Origin of the sequence: Metasolibacillus meyeri (genome assembly GCF_003049505.1) — a bacterium.
Taxonomy (GTDB): Bacteria; Bacillota; Bacilli; order Bacillales_A; family Planococcaceae; genus Metasolibacillus; species Metasolibacillus meyeri.
In genome coordinates this window covers 31,657-52,811 of record NZ_PYWN01000042.1, presented here as the reverse complement: position 1 = coordinate 52,811, position 21,155 = coordinate 31,657, and the positions used below count along the sequence as shown (strand labels likewise).

Sequence of the window (21,155 nt, the reverse complement as noted above, 5' to 3'; positions counted from 1 at the left end):
AGTGGGAAGTTAGCTTAAACCATGATGATATACGCAAATGGTTAACTAATTTGTTTCGTGTAATCTTTGCCACAAAACTTACTTCATGTAATGAGTATTTAGTCACTTGTTGAATCGAATAAGAAAGAAGCAATCCTCTTACGAGCTATAGAGATGGGAGTATTGTACTGAATGAAGATAAATCTCATTAAAATTTCGTTACAAAAGCGAATAAGCTTAGACAACAGCGAAAAATTGCAATAGAATGAACATTAGGAGTATTAGAAGGAGGTGCAGCGAGTTGAGTCAACAAGATATTTATATTTCGCTGGATATTGGATCATCCTCTATTAAAGTGCTAATAGGTGAAATGAGTGAGCAACAATTACATGTAATTGGTGTCGGCCACGTAAAATCGACTGGAATTCGTAAAGGCGCCATTGTTGATATTGATGCGACAGTACAATCAATTAAAAAAGCAGTTGAGCAAGCTGAAAGAATGACAGGTATCAAAATACACGATGTTATACTAGGTGTACCAGCAAATCAAACATTTTTACAACCGGTAAAAGGTGTTGTTGCTGTAAATAGTGAGAATCGTGAAATTGGTGATGATGATTTGGAACGTGTCATCGAATCCGCACAAGTTATGTCTATCCCACCAGAGCGTGAGTTAGTAAACTTAATACCTAAGCAATTTATTGTGGATAATCTTGATGAAATTAAAGACCCGCGTGGTATGATAGGCATTCGTTTAGAAATGGATGCAACAATGATTACGACTTCGAAAACTTTATTACATAACGTATTGCGTTGTGTAGAGCGAGCTGGTTTACAAATTCGAGAAATTTATTTACAGCCTTTAGCGGCAGGTTACTTTGCTTTGACAGAAGATGAAAAAAATCAAGGTACGGCTTATATCGATTTAGGTGGAGGTTCAACAACGATCGCTGTATTTGAAGAAGGCTTATTAAAGCATACAGGGGTTATCCCGGTAGGCGGAGAACATATTACAAAAGACTTATCAATCGTCCTAAAGACACCGACTGAACAAGCTGAAAAAATAAAAAGACAATTTGGACATGCGTTCTATGATGATGCTTCAGATGACGAATTATTTGAAGTACCTGTAGTAGGAACAGATACAACAGACCAATATAATCAGCGTTATATTGCTGAAATTATCGGCGTGCGTCTAGAAGAAATGTTTGAGCTCGTGTTAGATGAGTTAGCGCGTCTAGGTGTGAGTGATTTACCAGGAGGCATTGTAATGACTGGTGGAGTAGCACAGCTAGAAGGGATTGCTCAGCTTGCACGGGAAGTAATGCAGACGCGTGTACGTGTGTTTGTGCCAGATTATATAGGTGTACGTGATTCAGCATTTACAACATCGGTAGGGCTAATTCGTTATGCATATGCGGATGATAAGTTCTATGGAAGAAGTTCTGTAGCAGATGCTTCACCATATATTGCTGCAACGGTACAATCGACTCCTGCTAAAAAGCAATCTCAGCAAGTTGAATATACAGATAATGGCAATAAAGTAAGCGTTATCGATAGAGCAAAAAATATCTTTAATAAGTTTTTTGAATAGTGAGCTTACGATAAAGTGAAACTTCAATCAGTGGGGATTCTACTGATTATTGATAGAGGAACATAGGTTAAGAACTTCACATTTTGTGAGAACGCTTGTGTAATCAACGTGGTGTTGACCTCAATCGAGTTTTTACGGATAGTTGATTTACTCATCAATCCTTTTAGTAAGGTTCAAGGTGGGTGTCTTGTAACTGTTATCTATCACTACAGAAAACATTACTGTCCGTTAATACAGGAAAAAGTCGAGCGAAGTAGGAGGATAAATTAAATGTTAGAATTTGATACAAGTAGTGATCAGCTTGCTGTCATCAAAGTAATTGGTGTAGGTGGTGGCGGTAATAATGCTGTTAATCGTATGATTGAACATGGTGTACAAGGTGTAGATTTTATTGCAGTGAATACAGATGCTCAAGCTTTAAATCTATCAAAGGCAGAACATAAATTACAAATTGGTGGAAAACTTACACGAGGCTTAGGAGCGGGTGCGAATCCAGAAGTAGGGAAAAAAGCAGCCGAAGAAAGCCGTGAGCAAATCGAAGAAGTATTACGCGGAGCAGATATGGTCTTTGTCACTGCTGGTATGGGTGGAGGTACTGGTACTGGTGCAGCTCCAGTTATCGCTCAAATTGCGCGTGATTTAGGTGCATTAACAGTAGGTGTTGTTACACGCCCGTTTTCATTTGAAGGTCGTAAACGTCAAACACAAGCTGTAGGTGGCATTGGTGCAATGAAAGAAGCTGTCGACACGTTAATTGTTATCCCTAACGATAAGCTATTACAAATTGTTGATAAATCAACACCTATGTTAGAGGCATTCCGTGAAGCAGATAATGTATTACGTCAAGGTGTACAAGGTATCTCTGATCTAATCGCAACACCTGGTTTAATTAACTTAGACTTTGCTGATGTAAAAACGATTATGTCTGATAAAGGCTCAGCATTAATGGGTATCGGTATTGCTTCAGGTGAAAACCGTGCGACAGAGGCTGCTAAAAAAGCAATCTCAAGCCCACTTCTTGAAACATCAATCGATGGTGCAAAAGGTGTGATTATGAATATTACTGGTGGGACAAACCTAAGCTTATTTGAAGTACAGGAAGCGGCTGATATTGTTGCTTCAGCATCAGATGAAGAAGTAAATATGATTTTCGGGTCTGTTATTAATGATAGCTTAGATGATGAGATTATCGTAACGGTTATTGCAACAGGCTTCTCAGATGATATATTAACACAGCGTCAAAGTGTACGACCAAGCATGGGAGCACGCCAACAAGCAGCTCCTACACAGCAGCAGCAACCGTTGCGTCAAGAGCCTGTGCAGCAAGAAGCACCGCGTCAAACACAAAACTATCAGCAAGAAGACGCATTAGATATTCCAACATTTTTACGCAACCGTAGAAATCGCGGGTAGTAATTGATGAGGATGTTAGGAAAGGCACAAGCTTTTCCTAACATCCTCAGTTTTTTATACTTCGTGTTAGTCTTTACGCGTCGTTATTCGAAGTAAAAGGCTTAATGAAAAGGGCTGTCCGAATTTTTTTCGGACAGCTCTTTTCTAATTGGATTGAGCGAATTTTGAAGTTCAACGAGTGAGTTGTTATTTTTGAACTAGTTAGTGGTCGTCTCAAAAGCATATAAATAAACATTTTAAAATTTAGCAAACAAACTCTACATCCAACTTTCCAAAGCATAGAAATATAGCAAGCATGTTAATACGATTACTTGTCACAGAGAAAATTTGTTACTATCACTATATTCTTGCGATAGGAAAAATATTGCTGCTGTCGCTTCGCTTTCGCGCAGAAAGGATTGCTGCTGTCGCTTCGCTTTCGCGCAGAAAAACATGTGCTGAATCAAAATAAAGGTTCATTAACATATCTACCTGTAAATATATCTCTAAAAAAATACGAATAACTACAGAAAAAGAGATATGTTTATCTACCTTTTCTATCGTTTGCCTCACGTTTTGTCATTTCCTCAATTTTTTTGCGTTTTCTTGTCTAAATTTTTTGTTAACTGAATACAATGAAGTGACAATTTCTAACATAGTGTTAATGGTAAGCTTCTAACTAGGAGGAAGCGATACATGGTTGGCGAATGGCTTGTATTAATAAATACACTATTTAATTATTTGCTCGTCTTGTTTATTAGCAAAATAACAAATGTCTATGTGACGAAAAGGCGAGCTTTCTTTGCAGCTTTTATAAGCGGTACGCTGAGCGCAATTTTTACACCTTCATTAGGGATTGCTGTTGTGAGTGCTCTTTTATTAGCTGGCATTGCGTTTTCGTTTCAGTATCGAATTTTATTGAAACAAACAGCGGTACTTGTTGTGGCAACTATATTTTTAGGAGGCTTATTAACAGCGGCACAACCTTTCCTAGCAGGTCGTTCATTGCTTTTTTATATTGTACTTTGTAGCCTGCTTGCTATTTGTAGCTCAAAATGGGCAGAAATAAAATGGCGCAGCTTTTGGCAACAAAAAATACAGGCAAGCTATGTAGTGACATGCAAATTGCATTTAGGTGATACACAATTAGAGCTACGCGGCTTTATTGATACAGGAAATATGTGTACGGAACCTATTAGTCAGCAGCCTGTCCATTTTATTTCTTATCGTATGATTAAGGATAAGCTACCTGCATCCATTAATGACGCCATTGGTTTATGGGACGCAGCATCACCTTACAACTTATCGATGTTTCCACGTGAATGGTTGACATCTATTCGTCTTATTCCATTAACAACTATACAGCAAAAGGCGATTGTACCTGCATTTCGTTTAACAGAATGGACGATTAATGAACAAAAGGTAACAGGACATTATGTCGTACTCACAAAAAATGATGCTAATTTTCCGCAACAAGCTGATATGATGCTTCATGTTTTAGCGCTTTCCAATCAACAATAAAGGAGGAGAATGATTGATTCAAAAACTAGTAGCGTATTTGCAAAATATTTGGAGTAAGTTCTTTCACAAAGGAACATACTATATAGGAGGACATGATTCATTGCCAGTACCATTAACTAGAGAAGAAGAATTAACTGTCGTTGAAGCCTTTATGAATGGAGATTTATCCGCAAGAGATACATTGATTGAACGAAATTTGCGTCTTGTTGTTTATATTGCACGACGCTTTGATAATACAGGTACACCAATTGAGGATTTGATTAGTATTGGTTCGATTGGTTTAATTAAAGCGATTGAAACGTTTAATAAAGAGAAAAATATCAAGCTTGCAACATATGCATCACGTTGTATTGAAAATGAGATTTTAATGCATTTGCGTAAAACAAGCCGTATGAAAGGGGAAGTATCGTTTGATGAGCCACTGAATTCAGATGCGGATGGCAATGAGCTATTGTTATCTGATATTTTAGGAACAGAAGTGCATATTATCACGAATGATGTGGAGCGCAAAATCGAGCGTCAACATATGTTTAGTGCAATTAATTGCCTAAACCCACGAGAAAAATACATTATGGAATGTCGCTTTGGACTGAACGGTAAGGAAGAAATGACGCAAAAGGAAGTAGCGGATCATTTAGGTATTTCGCAATCATATATTTCAAGGCTAGAGAAAAAAATCATACTAGAGCTGCGAGAATATTTAAATGCGCCAATTGCATAACTTGGATGAATTTGCCGTCTTTTTTTACGCATAGCCAACTTTACTTGGGGACAAACTGAACGAAAGATAATCGTTCGGAGGGGAAAAGTTGATGCGAACAAAAGTAGAGCTATGTGGTGTAGATACGGCTAAGCTCCCAGTGTTAAAACATGAGGAAATGCGCGAGTTATTCATTCAATTACAGGCGGGAAATATCGCTGTACGTGAGGAGCTTGTTATTTGTAATCTACGCTTAGTATTAAGTATTGTAGGACGCTTTTCATATCGTGGTGAGCAAGCTGACGATTTATTTCAAGTAGGCTGTATCGGTTTATTAAAAGCAATTGATCATTTTGATTTAAAGCATAATGTACGATTTTCGACATATGCTGTACCGATGATTATCGGTGAGATTCGCAGGCATTTACGCGACCATCATGCAGTGCGTGTGTCGCGCTCATTAAGAGATATTGCTTATAAAGCAATGCAAGCAAAGGAGCGCTTCATCACGGAGAATTTGTATGAACCGACCATTGAACAATTGGCGGCAGCGATTGAAATGAAACCTGAAGATGTGTTATTTGCACTTGATGCCATTCAAGATCCTGTTTCATTACAAGAGCCGATTTATTCAGATGGTGGAGATGCAATGTATTTAATGGATCAATTAAAGGGTGATGTGTCTGAGGATCAATGGGTAGATTATGTATCGGTGAAGGAAAGTCTACAAAAATTAGATGAGCGACAACAGCTTATTGTAGCAAAGCGCTTTTACTATGGTGAAACTCAAACAGAAATTGCGAAATCACTTGGGATATCGCAAGCACAAATTTCCCGCTTAGAAAAAAGCGCAATTGAAATGATGCAGTCCGATTATTTAAATTAATAGATGTGAAGGCATTCACTAAAGCAGACTAATGAGCCGCTTTGGTGAATGCTACTTGCACTTATCCGTTTTAAAAGTTAGAAGAAAAGAGTTTGAATTCAGTGTTTTTAATTTCTCAAATTAACCGTTTTTAATACTTTAACAAAATAGCAAATCGTTATCTGAAAAGTGGTCTAATGTACCACTTTTTAGATAACCCAATAATGGAAATCCACTTAGATGCACTCGTTATAAGTGGATTTTTGGCGTTTAATTAAGTGCCAGGCACAGACACAATTGTCTACAATTTAGGAGGGATGTTATGCGTTTTTCGGTAGCGCAGCAAAAGGAAATTATTGAGGCGGGGAGTGGCCGCTTTATCGGTTATATTGTCGATGCTGAAATTTGTGAAAACAGTGGCATGATCACAGGGTTTCTTGTGGCAGAGCCGAAAAAAATACTGCATATTTTTCAAGGGGAAGAAGTGACGAGGAAGATAGCCATACAAGACATCTTAACAATTGGTAAGGACGTTATATTAGTAAAGGGTGTGTTATCATGAATAACTCAAGCTATTCATTGATAAATCATAGTAGGCTTGTTACAATGAAATAAAGTAAAAATACTTGAAAGGCTAATTGGATATTAGCTATAAATAAAGGCTCACATACATTTTTTATTTGAGGTGAGCATGTTGCATCTGCTAAAATAGGTATAATACGATAAAGGGAAACTTCAATCAGTGGGGGTTTTTTCTCATCTCCCACTGATTGTTGATAAAGGAACACAAGCTAGGAACTTCACATCCTGTGAAAACGCTTGTGAGACCAACATCATATTGGTCTCAATCGGGCCTTTTATGAATAGTTATCGCTCATCTATCTTTTTGTTTTTCTCAAGTCTTGAGATGGGCGTCTTGTGCTTTCAGTACAAAAATATTACTGTCCGTTGAATGTAGGATAAAATTTTGATGTAAAGTTGGGAACAGAGTGGCGAAAATTATTGAAAATTTAGCACAAATTCAAGTTAATATAGAACAAGCTAAAAAACGAAGCAATACAGAACAGCAGGTTCATATTATTGCTGTGACAAAAGAGGTAGACGTAGCACGTACAACAGAAGCGATTGAGGCAGGTTTATCGCATTTAGGAGAAAATCGTCCAGAAGGATTGCTAGCGAAAAGAGAAGCGATACAGCAAACGGCAAGTTGGCATTATATTGGCTCATTGCAAACGCGTAAAGTAAAGCAAGTCATTCATGAAATGGATTATTTACATTCATTAGACCGTTTAAGCTTAGCAGAGGAAATTGAAAAGCGTGCACAGCATGTCGTTAAATGCTTTATACAAGTAAATATCTCAGGTGAAGAGTCGAAGCATGGCGTAACGGCTGAAGAAACAATTGCATTTCTTCATAGCTTGAAGGAGATGACAAAAATTGAAGTTGTAGGCTTAATGACAATGGCTCCATATACCGATGACGAAGAGCTGATACGCTCGGTGTTTCGCAATTTGAAAAAATTACAGCAGGAAGTTGTGGCTCTAAAGCTACCGTATGCGCCTTGTACAGAACTTTCGATGGGTATGTCAAATGATTATGAGATTGCCGTTGAGGAAGGTGCGACATTTGTAAGAATTGGCACAGCTCTTGTTGGCTAGAAGGAAGGGATAAAATATGAGTATGAAAAATAAAATCAAAAACTTCTTTTATTTAGATGAAGAAGAGGTGGAAGTCGCGCAAGCAACACCTAAAACTTCATATGAGCCGCCCAAACAACAAGAACAGCTAAAGCCTGTCGTTAATAATCGCGTAAAAAAAGAGCGTAAAATTCAAATGAATGAAGAGCCTGCACCAGTGCAATCGATGAATAATGTAGTGAGTCTACAAGCAGCAGCATCGTCGAAAGGTTCAAAAGTGATACTAATCGAGCCACGAGTTTATGCAGAGGCACAAGATATTGCAGAACATTTGAAAAATAAGCGTGCGACGATTGTTAATTTACAGCGCATTGACATTGACCAAGGTAGACGTATTATTGACTTTTTAAGCGGTACAGTCTATGCATTGGGGGGAGATATTCAACGCGTAGGTGTAGATATTTTCTTATGCACACCAGACAATGTTGAAGTTGCGGGAGAAATCTCAAGCTATTTAGAAGATATTTAAAAACTTAGTGAGGATATATATTATATGATTATTTATCAAATTATTAACCAAGTCTTTACAATATACACATTTATGATTATCGGTTATATTTTAATGTCTTGGATTCCAGCAGCACAAGGATCAGCTGTAGGGCGTTTTTTAGCAACATTAGTAGAACCTTATTTAGGGGTTTTTAGAAAATTCATTCCACCACTTGGTATGATTGATATTTCACCGATTATCGCATTGTTTGCATTACGCTTTATTCAACAAGGTGTAATTATTGTCCTGAGTTATATTGTTTAACTAATTTAAAAACAAGTGCCTCCTTTGTGGAGGCTTTTATTATATTTGCAAATGGAGATAAAAGATGGAACATTTAATTCAGCATTTTCGGAAGGATGAGCAGCCGTTTATTGAACAAGTTGTTGGCTGGCAACGTGAGGTAGAGGATCGATATGCACCAAAATTGACTGATTTTTTAGATCCACGCCAACGCTTTATTGTCATGGCGATTGTTGGACAGGTGGATGATTTGCAAGTAAAGTCGACAGGAATTTTTGATACGGCAGAGCGCGAGCGCCTAATGATTGCGCCGAACTATTTTGATGCGCTGATGGAAGATTTTCAAATTGCAATTTTTCGTGTGAACTATCCAGCGAAATTTGTACAATTAAAGCATCCAGATGTTCTTGGTGCACTATTATCATTAGGAATAGATAGAAGCAAGTTTGGTGATATTCGAATAGCAGAGAATACAATTCAATTTGCAGTTGCTAAGGAAGTAGCTGATTATGTAAGAGCTAATTTAACGTCTATTGGCAAAGTAAAGGTTCATATAGAGGAATTGGGTGAACAAGCTCCTCTCATCCAATTAGAAGAGCAGTGGGTAGAACAGCTTGTTTTAATTTCATCAATGCGGCTGGATGTAGTGATTGCAACGGTGTTAAACATATCGCGCCAGAAATCGCAAAGTTTAGTGACCTCAGGTAGAGTGAAGATTAATTGGACAGTGCGTGAACATGTCAGCTTTGAATTGCAGGAAGGCGATATTGCTTCTGTTAGAGGCTTTGGACGTTTCAAAGTTCTTATGACCGAAGGACGAACAAAAAAAGATAAAATTCGGTTACAAATAGGTCGTTTAGAGCAAAAATCATAAATATGGGCTGTTTTTTATGAATAATCGTATTCATAATTGCATAAAAGCTTTATAATAAACGAAAAGATGATATGGATAAAGGAGTTGTCATGTAATGCCGTTATCACCGCTTGATATACATAATAAGGAGTTTACGAGAGGCTTTCGCGGCTATGCGGAGGACGAAGTAAATGAATTTTTAAACCAAATCATTAAAGACTATGAAATTATTTTGCGTGACAAAAGAGAGCTTGAAGAAAAAGTGAAAATGATGTCAGAGCAAATAGGTCATTTCAATACATTAGAGGATACTTTACAAAAATCAATCATTGTGGCACAAGATGCAGCAGAGGAGCTTCGTCGTAATTCACAAAAAGAAGCGAAGTTAATTGTCAAGGAAGCGGAAAAAAATGCTGATCGCATTGTCAATGAAGCGTTGACGAAGGCACGTAAAATTACAATTGAAATTGATGAGCTAAAAAAACAGTCAAAAGTTTTCCGCAATCGCTTTAAAATGCTTGTAGAGGCGCAGTTGGATTTATTAAATACGGATGACTGGGAGCATTTGCTTGAGTATGATGTAGCGTTAGTTGACATTCAAGAGCAAATTAGAGTTGGAGAGGACAATGAAAAATAGGGTTGTCCTTGCTATAGCGCTTGACGTTTTTTTCTGTTTTTCATATACTTTGAATAGATGTGAATAATGGCACTTGAGGAAGACAGTATGTTTTAATTGTGGGTTAGCGATCTGAGGATAGTGAGAGCTCAGACAAAACAATTAAAGCGGAATATCACTTCTGAGCTAAATTACTGAAAACGCAATGAGTAAGTAATTTCGATTAACGCGACGTTATAGCGTTCTAAGAGACACAATTTTTGTGTAAATTAGGGTGGTACCACGAGTTATAGCTTCTCGTCCCTTGATGTGAGGGATGTGAGGCTTTTTTATTTATTTTAAGGAGGAATTTAATAAATGGTAGAGTATAAAAACACGTTATTAATGCCAAAGACAGATTTCCCGATGCGTGGAAATTTGCCAGCAAATGAGCCGAAAATGCAGGAAAAATGGAACGAGCAAAACATTTATGAGCTTGTAGCTGAACGTACGAAGGATCGACCACATTATGTATTGCATGACGGTCCCCCATATGCAAATGGCGATATCCATATCGGTCACGCTTTAAATAAAGTATTAAAAGATATGATTGTGCGTCATCGTTCTATGACAGGTTATCATGCGCCATATGTACCGGGCTGGGATACGCACGGTTTACCGATTGAGCAGGCGTTAACGAACAAAGGTGTAAAACGTAAAGAAATGTCAGTGGCAGAATTCCGCAAGCTTTGTGAGGAGTATGCATACGAGCAAATCGACAATCAACGTGAGCAATTTAAACGTTTAGGTGTGCGTGGTGATTGGGAAAATCCATATATCACATTAAAGCCTGAATTCGAAGCACGCCAAATTGAAGTGTTCGGGAAAATGGCGGAAAAAGGTTATATTTATAAAGGCTTAAAGCCTGTTTATTGGTCACCATCTTCTGAATCAGCATTAGCGGAAGCGGAAATTGAATATAAAGATGTCAAATCGGCATCTATTTATGTAAGCTTTGCAATTAAAGAAGCAAACGGGGTTGTACCAGCTGATGCGAAATTTATTATTTGGACAACAACACCTTGGACATTACCAGCAAACCTTGGCATTACAGTAAATCCAGAATTAACATATGTTGTTGTGGCAGTAGCTGACAATAAATTTGTTATTGCAAAAGATTTACTTGAAACAATCGCGCAAGAATTAGAATGGGAAAGCTATGAAATCGTGCAGGAGCTAAAAGGTGAGGCGTTAGACCGTATCGTTGCAGCGCATCCATTTTATGACCGTGATTCACTTGTCATGCTTGGTGACCACGTAACAGCAGAGGCTGGTACAGGTTGTGTTCATACAGCACCAGGACACGGGGAAGACGACTTTAATGTCGGTAAATTATACGGCTTAGAGGTGTTATCACCTGTCGATAATCGTGGCTGTTATACAAGCGAAGCACCAGGCTTTGAAGGTATTTTTTATGATGATGCGAATAAAGTGATTACAGAAAAATTAAAGGAAGTTGGCGCATTAGAAAAGCTAAACTTCTTTACACACTCGTATCCACATGACTGGCGTACGAAAAAGCCTGTTATTTACCGTGCGACACCACAATGGTTTGCATCTGTTGAAATGTTCCGTAGCGAACTATTAGATGCAGTGAAGGCGACAGCATTCACACCAACATGGGGCGAAACACGTCTATATAATATGATTCGTGACCGTGGTGACTGGGTAATTTCTCGTCAACGTGCGTGGGGCGTGCCGATTCCGATTTTCTATGCGGAAAATGGTGAGCCGATCATTACACCAGAAACGATTGCACATATTGCGGCATTATTCCGCGAGCATGGTTCAAATATTTGGTTCCAAAAGGAAGCGAAAGAGCTATTACCAGAAGGTTTTACACATCCAGGTAGCCCGAACGGCGAATTTACGAAAGAAAACGATATTATGGACGTTTGGTTCGACTCAGGCTCATCTCACCAAGGTGTCTTAGTAGAGCGCGGTATCGCATATCCAGCTGACCTTTATTTAGAAGGCTCTGACCAACATCGTGGCTGGTTTAACTCATCGTTAATCACATCTGTAGCAATCAACGGACATGCACCATATAAAGGTTTGTTAACACATGGCTTCGTATTAGATGGCGAAGGACGCAAAATGAGTAAATCATTAGGCAATGTTATCATCCCACAAAAAGTGATGGATCAATACGGGGCGGATATTTTACGTTTATGGGTAGCATCTGTTGACTATACAGGTGATGTGCGTATTTCAATGGATATGTTAAAGCAAGTATCGGAAGCATATCGTAAAATCCGTAATACATTGCGTTTCTTACATGGTAATGTAGCGGACTTCAATCCAGCGACAGACCGCGTTGCCTATAGCGAGCTACGCGAAATGGATCAATATATGTATATGCGCCTGCAAGATGTATTAAAAACAGTGCGCGCGGCATATGACCGTTATGAGTTCTCAACAGTTTATACAGTTGTCAACAACTTTGTAGCAGTAGAATTATCTTCATTCTATTTAGATATCGCCAAAGATGTTGTCTATATCGAAGGAGCAGACCAAAAAGACCGTCGTGCGATGCAAACGGTTATGTACGATACATTAATGACATTATTAAAAGTATTAACGCCAATTTTACCGCACACGACAGATGAAATGTGGTCGTACTTAGGTCAAGAGGAAGTATCCGTACAATTAACAGACTTCCCAGAAGTTGACGAGCAAGCAAACTTCGAAGAGCTACGCGTAAAATGGACAAAAATCATTGCAGTGCGTGATGAAGTGTTAAAAGCGTTAGAGGAAGCACGTAATGCGAAAACTATCGGTAAATCGTTAGAGGCAAAATTAACGGTTTATGCGGATGCAGAAGTGGCAGAATTGCTACAAGATGCAAATATTAATTTTGCGCAGTTATCAATCGTTTCAGCATTTGAAGTAGCTGGCACAAAAGCAGATGCACCAGCAAATGCTCTAGCTTTGGATAAAACGGCAATCGTTGTGGAAAAAGCAGAGGGGGAAAAATGTGAGCGTTGCTGGACAATTTCACAAACTGTTGGTACAAATGACAAGCATGCGACATTATGTGCGCGCTGTGCGGATGTTGTAGAAAAATATTACGTTTAACTTAATTCAGAATATTTATTGCGGATCTCTGTGTAATTGATAAATAATTTTAACTAAAAGCCTGAACTACTCTATGAAATCCAGTAGTTCAGGCTTTTTAGCTTAACTTTAATATTTGCTATGATATGAAAAGTATTAGACTATAAAACATAGTTAATTCTTAAAATATTGATGAATTACTGTATCAAAATAGCCTTTCTACTGGTGGATAAAGATATAGCAATTTCATATGAGATACTCAAGATTAAAATATTAGGTCCTTCAGTCCTTTTTAGTTATTCGTAATTTACCTATACTAAAAGTAAGAAATTTAAGTTTATTTTTTCTCATATATTATATATAATGCTATACAGCTAAGCTTTTTCATAAATTGGTGATGTTCAGAAATTATTTATGACTTAATACTTAAGTGTATATTTTTCACAAAAATAAATGGAATAATTGTACAATAAATTATATAAAAAGAAGGGTAATGAGATGGAGATTTTTGTTGGAAGACAACCAATCCTTAATGTTAAAAAGGAAGTTATTGCTTATGAATTATTGTATAGAAGCAAAGATTTAAACGAATTCCCTAATATTGATTCTGACACTGCAACGGTAAAAGTGTTGGTAAATACTCTTCTTCTTTTTGGTGCAGAAAGAGTGATGAAGGAGAAGCCTGTTTTTGTGAATTTTACTGAGAATTTATTATATAGTTCTATTTTTGATTGGTTAGAACCTACTCAAATAGTAGTTGAAATACTGGAAGATATTCCGATTACAAAAAAGCTTACTGCAAGAGTACGAAGATTAAAAGAAAAAGGTTTTCAAATTGCACTGGATGATTTTATTTTAAATGAGCAAATAGAAGAATACGATGAACTATTTCAATATGTAGACTATATTAAAATTGACTTTTTACTGTCTCCTGTGGAGGAGCGCTATAAAGTCGAGAGAAAAGTAAAAATGAATTTTCCACATATTCAATTGCTAGCAGAAAAAGTGGAAACATATGATGATTTTAATAGTGCTAAATATTTAGGATATACATTATTCCAAGGCTATTTTTTTGAAAAGCCGCAAACGTTGGCTGGCACGAGTATCCCCTCTAATACAATTCAATATTTAAATACATTAGTGTTGTTAAATGATGAAGAGCCGGATGTTCAGTTAGTAGCTGAAAGTATAGAAAATGATTTATCATTGACGTATAAGCTTTTACAAACAATCAATATTACGACCGTACAGTCCAAATCGAAAATTCAATCGGTTAGACAGGCCATCATGATGTTTGGGCTACCGAACTTAAGAAAATGGATTTATTTTATAGCGATGAGCGAGCAACATTTTGGAGATAGCGGAGGTTTTTATGAAGAAATTATGCGTTCATCTTTCTTTAGAGCGAAAGTGTGTGAATTGCTAGCGAAGCGTCATCATAATCAAAATCCGTCAGAATATTTTTTAACAGGTATGTTTTCATTAATTGATACACTATTAAGAAGCAATTTAGAAGAGATCCTACAAAAGCTTCCTTTATCGAACAATGTTATTCATACACTTTTAGGTCACCAAACAGATATCACGCCTTATTTACAATTTAGCATTACGCTAAGTAAGTTAGAGTGGGATAAACTTGAGGAAATAGGAGCCGCTTTAGGCTTAGATGCTTATGAAATGGATGATTTGTATAATGAAGCATTAACTTGGGCTGAAAAATTACTATGAAAAGAAACTACATTGAAAAGAGAAGCTAGCTCCTTTCGATGTAGTTTCTTAAATTTCTTTATTTAAAGGCTTTGCTATAATCAGTTGCTTGTCGTAATGCTCGTTCCTCAATTGGAATACGTACAGATAGCATGGCAACGTTTAACACAGTGAAAATAAATGCGCTGAAATAAGCTTGGAACATGAAGGGGAGTATAAGAAATTCTAGGCTGACAACAATATAATTAGGATGGCGCAAAAAGCGATAAGGTCCTTTGCGAACGACTGTTGCATTCGGCAAAATAAAAATTTTTGTGTTCCAAAAGCGCCCTAAAGAATAGATGCACCATATACGCATTGCTTGAACACCGATAAATAATAACAACAATAGCAAAAACACAGGAGACACTAACGTTTTTTTCAATGTTATTTCTAAAATTAAGATAATAAAAAAGCTGCTATGCAGTGCAAGCATGTACGGATAGTGTGATGCTCCTACCTCATAAGCGCCTTGTGCACGTAGCCAGCGCTCATTATGACGTGCAATAATTAATTCTGTGAAGCGTTGTAAAATAACAATGGCTAGAAATAAATAGGCCATCCTCATGCCCCCCATTTTACTAATACAGCTTCACCACAAAAACCAGGTCCTAACGCAACGAGCATACCAAACTCATTGGATTCTTTGTTTTGTAACATAAATTGCTCTAGCACATAGAGCACAGTAGGTGAAGACATATTACCATATTGTTGTAACACCGTCTGAGCAATTACTGTTTGTTCATTTGTTAGGCACAACGCCTGTTGATAAGCTTCAAGCACTTTTTTTCCACCGGGGTGTGCGATAAAATGTGCCACATCACGTTCTGTTAAATATTGCTCTTCTAAAAATTCTGTAATAAATGAAGGTAGCCAGCTATGAATAATTGCAGGAATGCTTTTTTGGAAAATAACATGTAAGCCACTGTTTTGCACATCCCAGCCCATTACTTGTTCAGAATTAGGCAATAATTTAGAAGCGCTATGAATAATATAGGGCATATTGCACTGTAGCTCGATATTTGCTTTATCACCGCATATGAGAACAGCAGCAGCACCGTCAGCGAATAATGAAGCACCAACGATATTGCTTTTGCGCACATCCTCCGTTTGGAATGTTAAGCTACAAAGTTCTACACAAACGACAAGCACTTTCGCCGTTGGGTACGCTTGGCAGAAATCAAATGCTCGACTAATACCTGCCGCACCACCAGCACAGCCAAGTCCCCAAAGTGGTATACGTCTTAGTCGATCAGAGAAAGGTAAGTTATTCATAACACGCGCATCAACACTAGGGGTAGCTAAACCGGTTGTACTAACAAAAATAATCGCATCAATATCAGATGGAGCGATAGGAGAGACGAGAAACTCTTGATTTTTTAAGCATTGTTGAATGACTTCAATGCTATACTGTGTTGCTAGTTCTACATATAATTGATTGCGCTCCGCGAACGAATGTGGTGTGCGATGCCACTCAGGTGATACACAGAGCTGTCGCGTTGCAATGCCTCCATTATCAAAAACTTTCAATAGTCTCTCGAGTCGAGGCATCTGCTGTTGAAAAAGCTCTTTTGTTAATTGCTGTGCATCCTGCTGCGTTAATGTGTAAGGTGCTTGATATGTACTAATTGAGCAAATTTTAGGCATATAAACTTTCCCTCCAATTCAAGTATGATGTAATGTATGCAAGGAAGGTGGAAGAACATGCCTTTTTCATAGAGGAATGAAATACGGTAGAGAAGATAATATTATTCGTCCGTCCCAGTCTGTGGTAAAATAAAGAGCATATTGTGTAAACGGAGGCGGCATTTTTGAAAAAATATTATGGAATAGCGATACTAGCTATTTTATTAGATCAAATTACAAAATGGATGATCGTTAAAAATATGGAGGTTGGCGAGCGTATTGGCATTTGGGACCCGTGGCTCGGTTTATTATCACACCGCAATAAAGGCGCAGCTTGGGGCATGCTACAAGGGCAAATGTGGCTGTTTACAATCGTAACAATCGGTGTTATCATTGCTATTCTTTATTTTTTCTATACAGAAGCAAAAGGCAAGCCGTTGTTCCAAGCAAGTTTAATGTTATTATTTGGTGGAGCGGTAGGAAACTTTATCGACCGCTTATTTAGAGGAGAAGTCGTTGATTTTGTAGATGTTCTTATTCCTATTATCAATTATGAATTTCCGATTTTTAACGTAGCGGATGCCGCATTATCGATTGCGGTTGTCATGCTATTAATTGCCGTTATTTTAGACGACCAACAACAAAAGAAAAAGGTGAAACAATGACAGTAGTCACATATACAATTGAAGCACAACAAGCAGGAGAGCGTATTGATAAAGCGCTAGCAAGCTTGCAAGAAGAATGGTCACGCACACAAATTAACAATTGGGTAACAGACGGTGTTGTGAAAGTGAATGGCGCAGAAGTGAAAGCAAAATATAAGGTGAGGGAAGGCGACATCATTGAAGTTGATGTTCCAGAACCAGAATCATTAGAAGTAATTGCGGAAGATTTGGCATTAAACATCGTTTATGAGGATGCGGATGTTGTTGTTGTCAACAAGCCAAAAGGAATGGTTGTTCACCCTGCACCAGGGCATATGACAGGTACCTTGGTCAATGGTTTAATGCATCATTGTAAGGATTTATCTGGCATTAACGGTGTACTACGACCAGGGATTGTCCATCGTATTGATAAAGATACGTCAGGCTTATTAATGGTTGCCAAAAATGATGTTGCACATGAATCTTTAGTCAACCAGCTTGTAGAAAAATCAGTGACACGTAAATATACAGCCTTAGTGCACGGTCATATTGCACATGATAAAGGAACAATCGATGCGCCAATTGGACGCGATACAAAGGATCGTCAAAAACAAGCAATTGTTGATAATGGTAAAAATGCTGTGACACATTTCCAAGTAATTGAACGATTTGGGGATTATACGTTAGTAGAATGTCGCTTAGAAACAGGACGCACGCATCAAATTCGTGTTCATATGCAATACATTGGTTTTCCACTAGTAGGAGATCCAAAATATGGGCTGAAAAAAACAATTGATTTTGATGGACAAGTTCTTCATGCAGGAATTTTAGGCTTTATCCATCCGGCTACAGGCGAGTATTTAGAGTTTTCTTCACCGCTTCCAGAGGACTTTCAACAATTACTTACAGAGTTACGTCAATAGTTATTGACAGTATCTTGAGATAGCATTATAATAAGTAGCAGTTAAAAATGAATATTGCACCTTTAATGGCAGTCCAGAGAGGCTGAGAAGGTAACTTGTGAAGTGTAGGGGATTTTTGTGCGCAAAATTCTTACTACGCGTTATTTCAACACGGACTTTTCAACCTCTCAAGCAAACTGCTTGAGAGGTTTTTTGCATAGCGAAAGAAAGGGGATTACATATGTCCAATATTAACGTTTTGCTTGATAGTGCCTCAATGAATCGTGCTTTGACACGTATCGCACATGAAATCATTGAGCGTAACAAAGGAATTGATGAATGTATTTTAGTAGGAATTAAAACACGCGGTGCCTTTTTAGCTAAGCGATTAGCGGAGCGCATTGAGAAAATCGAAGGCAAGCCCATTCGCACAGGGGAGCTTGATATTACATTATACCGCGATGATTTGACGACAAAACAAGATGAAGCACAAGTACAGCAAGTAGCAATTGACTACAAAGTAGGCGAACAAAAAATTGTTTTAGTTGACGATGTGTTGTACACAGGACGTACCGTGCGCGCAGCACTTGATGCAATTATGGATTTAGGAAGACCAACACAAATTCAGCTAGCTGTTTTAGTGGATCGTGGGCATCGTGAATTACCCATTCGTGCGGATTATGTAGGGAAAAATATCCCGACATCAGGTCAAGAGCGTATTGTTGTAAGTTTGACGGAAGTGGACGAGCTAGATCAAGTAAGTATTCATAAAGTGAACCTTCAATCAATGGGGAAGGCTTTCCTCCCCACTGATTGGTAGTTTCACCAATCGGGTTTTTACAGGCTGTTCTATACTTTGGCTGTACCTAATGATTTGGAGTGAGGTCTGTGTTACCCGTCGTAGAAGTACAGCCTGTTAATACGGGATAAAAATTAGGAGGAACGATATGTCAAAGCCGCTATTAGATATTCATGAAAAGCCATCTGGCATTCAACTAGTTACTTTAAGTTTCCAGCACATGTTTGCCATGTTTGGCGCGACAATCTTAGTGCCAAAGCTAGTTGGCTTAAGCCCTGCAATTGCCTTATTAACGAGCGGAATTGCTACAATTGTTTTTCTTTTAATTACACAGTTTAAAGTACCAGCTTACTTAGGCTCTTCATTCGCCTTTATCGCACCGATATCGATTGCAGCTGGGTTAAACAATGGTGAGAGCATCAATCCAGGGAACGCGATGATTGGTGCGATGCTTGTAGGGCTTACATATGGAATTGTGTCATTAGTCATATGGAAGACAGGCTACAAATGGTTAATGGGCATTTTACCACCAATCGTTGTTGCGCCAGTCATTATGGTGATTGGTCTAGGGTTAGCTGGAACTGCTGTCGATATGGCGATGAATATTAAAGTTGAGACGCTAGATGCAGCAACAGGCGAAATGGTGAAAGAGACGGTTTATAGCTTTAAGCATTTTACAGTAGCATTAGTTACGCTATTTTCAGCTATTATTTTCACGGTGTATTTTAAAAATATTTTAAGTGCAATGCCGATTTTGCTCGGTATCATTATCGGTTATCTATACGCTGTCATCCTCGGAATTGTCGATTTCACAGCAGTGAGTGAAGCACAATGGCTTGCGCTACCAGACTTTTTAATACCAGGTATCCATTATGAATTTACGGTTACTTCCAAAATCTTCTGGGCGATGGTGCCGATTGTCATCGTAACATTGTCGGAGCATATCGGGCATCAGCTTGTATTAGGGAAAGTTGTCAAGCGCAATTATATTAAAGATCCAGGCTTACATCGTTCGATATTAGGGGACGGAATTGGGACATTTTTGAGCGCTTTAATCGGTGGTCCACCGAAAACGACATACGGTGAAAATATCGGCGTACTTGCAATTACCCGTGTCTACTCAGTGTACGTGATTTTAGGTGCCGCAGTACTTGCAATTGTCTTCTCTTTCGTAGGGAAAGCGATGGCGTTGATTCAAACGATACCAACAGCTGTGCTAGGTGGTATTTCAATCTTACTCTTTGGGATTATCGCATCAAGTGGCTTACGTATGCTTGTTGAAAACAATATCGACTTTGGCAACAACCGTAACTTAGTGATTTCATCTGTTATTTTAGTCATCGGTATAGGCGGTGCAGCCTTCCACTTCACAGAGGCGTTTGCAGTAGAAGGGATGGCATTAGCAGCAATCGTCGGTGTTTTATTAAACTTGCTATTACCAGGGCGTGAAAAAACGGTTGCCAATTTAGATGAAGAATAAAAATCTTAGCACATTGTAACTGGAGGCATGAAAATGAAAAATTTATTATCCATGGAGCATTTAACGAATGAAGAAATTTTACACATACTAGAGCGAGCAAGAGCCTTTGAGAATGGTGAAGGATCACAGTTAGCACGCTCCTACAATGTCGCTAATTTATTTTTTGAGCCGAGTACGAGAACGAAAACAAGCTTTGAAATGGCGGAGCACCGTATAGGTTGTACAGTTATTCCCTTCGACGCAGGATTTTCGAGTGCATTAAAGGGTGAAACGATGTACGATACAGTAAAGACGCTTGAAATGATTGGGTTAGATGCAGTTGTTATTCGGGCAAAAGAAGATGAATATTACAATGAGCTTTTAGAAGGCATTAATTGTGCTGTCATCAATGCAGGGGATGGAGCAGGTCAACATCCGTCACAAAGTCTGCTTGATTTATATACAATTCAAAAGGAATTTGGCACATTCGAAAATTTAAAGATTACGATTGTTGGGGATATTTCACATAGTCGTGTAGCGAAATCGAATGCAGCCGCTTTAACGAAGCTAGGGGCGAATGTTCGCTTCCTATGCCCAGAAGAATGGGCAGGACAATTTGAAGCACATCATTCATGGGATGAGCTTATTCATGATAGCGATGTGATTATGTTGCTGCGCATTCAGCATGAGCGTCATTCAGTAAGTAAAAGCTTTTCTAAAGAAAGCTACCATGAGCAATATGGCTTAACGGTGGAGCGTGAGGCACAAATGAAGGATGGGGCAATCATTATGCACCCTGCACCTGTGAATCGGGATGTGGAAATCGCTGATGAGCTAGTGGAATGTGAACGTTCGCGTATTTTCCAGCAAGTACGTAACGGCGTTTTTGCACGTATGGCAATTTTAGAAACAATTTTGAAGGGGAGAGAATAA

The 21,155-nt window shown here is 38.3% G+C and carries 21 protein-coding genes and 1 other annotated feature; of the genes, 18 read left to right on the top strand and 3 right to left on the bottom strand.

Going from position 1 to position 21,155, the window contains the following annotated elements; translation table 11 throughout:
* Positions 1-280 precede the first annotated feature (280 nt).
* On the top strand, positions 281-1,573 hold the full coding sequence (gene ftsA / locus C9J34_RS07535; protein ID WP_107839245.1) for a cell division protein FtsA: 1,293 nt from the start codon (positions 281-283) through the stop codon (positions 1,571-1,573).
* Between the two features lie 270 nt (positions 1,574-1,843).
* Positions 1,844-2,986 (top strand): cell division protein FtsZ, encoded by a 1,143-nt coding sequence (gene ftsZ, locus C9J34_RS07530; protein ID WP_107839244.1) that lies wholly within the window; start codon positions 1,844-1,846, stop codon positions 2,984-2,986.
* Between the two features lie 339 nt (positions 2,987-3,325).
* On the opposite strand, the gene C9J34_RS07525 is transcribed toward ftsZ, so the two are convergent.
* The gene (locus C9J34_RS07525) at positions 3,326-3,538 is read right to left on the bottom strand and encodes a hypothetical protein (RefSeq protein ID WP_107839243.1); all 213 of its coding nucleotides are present in this window, start codon (positions 3,536-3,538) and stop codon (positions 3,326-3,328) included.
* A 123-nt stretch (positions 3,539-3,661) separates the two neighbouring features.
* On the opposite strand from C9J34_RS07525, the gene C9J34_RS07520 reads away from it, so the two are divergent.
* From C9J34_RS07520 to C9J34_RS07470, 11 genes are all read left to right on the top strand, one after another.
* Positions 3,662-4,486 carry a sigma-E processing peptidase SpoIIGA gene (locus tag C9J34_RS07520; protein WP_107839242.1) on the top strand — a complete coding sequence of 275 codons (825 nt, stop codon included), beginning with the start codon at positions 3,662-3,664 and terminating at the stop codon, positions 4,484-4,486.
* 16 nt (positions 4,487-4,502) lie between these two features.
* Positions 4,503-5,207 (top strand): RNA polymerase sporulation sigma factor SigE, encoded by a 705-nt coding sequence (gene sigE / locus C9J34_RS07515; RefSeq protein WP_107839307.1) that lies wholly within the window; start codon positions 4,503-4,505, stop codon positions 5,205-5,207.
* 91 nt (positions 5,208-5,298) lie between these two features.
* Positions 5,299-6,072 (top strand): RNA polymerase sporulation sigma factor SigG, encoded by a 774-nt coding sequence (gene sigG, locus C9J34_RS07510; protein ID WP_107839241.1) that lies wholly within the window; start codon positions 5,299-5,301, stop codon positions 6,070-6,072.
* Between the two features lie 301 nt (positions 6,073-6,373).
* Positions 6,374-6,613 carry a YlmC/YmxH family sporulation protein gene (locus C9J34_RS07505; RefSeq protein WP_107839240.1) on the top strand — a complete coding sequence of 80 codons (240 nt, stop codon included), beginning with the start codon at positions 6,374-6,376 and terminating at the stop codon, positions 6,611-6,613.
* A gap of 427 nt (positions 6,614-7,040) precedes the next feature.
* Positions 7,041-7,709 (top strand): YggS family pyridoxal phosphate-dependent enzyme, encoded by a 669-nt coding sequence (locus tag C9J34_RS07500; protein ID WP_107839239.1) that lies wholly within the window; start codon positions 7,041-7,043, stop codon positions 7,707-7,709.
* Between the two features lie 16 nt (positions 7,710-7,725).
* Positions 7,726-8,217: a cell division protein SepF gene (locus C9J34_RS07495; RefSeq protein WP_107839238.1), complete on the top strand. Its 492-nt coding sequence runs from the start codon at positions 7,726-7,728 to the stop codon at positions 8,215-8,217.
* A gap of 24 nt (positions 8,218-8,241) precedes the next feature.
* A complete protein-coding gene (locus C9J34_RS07490) occupies positions 8,242-8,502 on the top strand; it encodes a YggT family protein (protein ID WP_107839237.1) in 261 nt (86 codons plus the stop codon).
* Between the two features lie 64 nt (positions 8,503-8,566).
* Entirely contained in the window at positions 8,567-9,355 is a 789-nt protein-coding gene (locus C9J34_RS07485) for a YlmH family RNA-binding protein (protein WP_107839236.1), read from the top strand.
* A 94-nt stretch (positions 9,356-9,449) separates the two neighbouring features.
* On the top strand, positions 9,450-9,971 hold the full coding sequence (locus C9J34_RS07480) for a DivIVA domain-containing protein (protein WP_107839235.1): 522 nt from the start codon (positions 9,450-9,452) through the stop codon (positions 9,969-9,971).
* 63 nt (positions 9,972-10,034) lie between these two features.
* Positions 10,035-10,258: a binding site (T-box leader), on the top strand.
* Between the two features lie 49 nt (positions 10,259-10,307).
* Positions 10,308-13,067 carry an isoleucine--tRNA ligase gene (gene ileS, locus C9J34_RS07475; protein ID WP_107839234.1) on the top strand — a complete coding sequence of 920 codons (2,760 nt, stop codon included), beginning with the start codon at positions 10,308-10,310 and terminating at the stop codon, positions 13,065-13,067.
* A gap of 477 nt (positions 13,068-13,544) precedes the next feature.
* Positions 13,545-14,774: an EAL and HDOD domain-containing protein gene (locus tag C9J34_RS07470; RefSeq protein ID WP_107839233.1), complete on the top strand. Its 1,230-nt coding sequence runs from the start codon at positions 13,545-13,547 to the stop codon at positions 14,772-14,774.
* A 58-nt stretch (positions 14,775-14,832) separates the two neighbouring features.
* Here the strand turns inward: C9J34_RS07470 and C9J34_RS07465 are convergent, their stop codons facing one another.
* Together C9J34_RS07465 and C9J34_RS07460 are read right to left on the bottom strand one after the other, a co-directional pair.
* Positions 14,833-15,360, bottom strand: a complete 528-nt coding sequence (locus C9J34_RS07465) for an isoprenylcysteine carboxyl methyltransferase family protein (RefSeq protein WP_420799122.1) — start codon at positions 15,358-15,360, stop codon at positions 14,833-14,835.
* On the bottom strand, positions 15,357-16,439 hold the full coding sequence (locus tag C9J34_RS07460) for a type III polyketide synthase (protein WP_107839231.1): 1,083 nt from the start codon (positions 16,437-16,439) through the stop codon (positions 15,357-15,359). Before C9J34_RS07460 ends, C9J34_RS07465 begins: the two co-directional genes overlap by 4 nt.
* A 164-nt stretch (positions 16,440-16,603) precedes the next feature.
* Between C9J34_RS07460 and lspA the strand changes: the two genes are divergently transcribed.
* The 5 genes from lspA (at position 16,604) to C9J34_RS07435 (ending at position 21,155) form a co-directional block, all read left to right on the top strand.
* Entirely contained in the window at positions 16,604-17,083 is a 480-nt protein-coding gene (gene lspA, locus C9J34_RS07455; protein ID WP_107839230.1) for a signal peptidase II, read from the top strand.
* Positions 17,080-17,985 carry an RluA family pseudouridine synthase gene (locus C9J34_RS07450; protein ID WP_107839229.1) on the top strand — a complete coding sequence of 302 codons (906 nt, stop codon included), beginning with the start codon at positions 17,080-17,082 and terminating at the stop codon, positions 17,983-17,985. The genes lspA and C9J34_RS07450 overlap by 4 nt, the downstream gene beginning before the upstream one ends.
* Positions 17,986-18,205: 220 nt before the next feature.
* On the top strand, positions 18,206-18,784 hold the full coding sequence (gene pyrR / locus C9J34_RS07445) for a bifunctional pyr operon transcriptional regulator/uracil phosphoribosyltransferase PyrR (RefSeq protein ID WP_107839228.1): 579 nt from the start codon (positions 18,206-18,208) through the stop codon (positions 18,782-18,784).
* A gap of 127 nt (positions 18,785-18,911) precedes the next feature.
* Positions 18,912-20,243 (top strand): solute carrier family 23 protein, encoded by a 1,332-nt coding sequence (locus tag C9J34_RS07440; RefSeq protein ID WP_107839227.1) that lies wholly within the window; start codon positions 18,912-18,914, stop codon positions 20,241-20,243.
* Positions 20,244-20,276: 33 nt separating this feature from the next.
* The gene (locus C9J34_RS07435; protein ID WP_107839226.1) at positions 20,277-21,155 is read left to right on the top strand and encodes an aspartate carbamoyltransferase catalytic subunit; all 879 of its coding nucleotides are present in this window, start codon (positions 20,277-20,279) and stop codon (positions 21,153-21,155) included.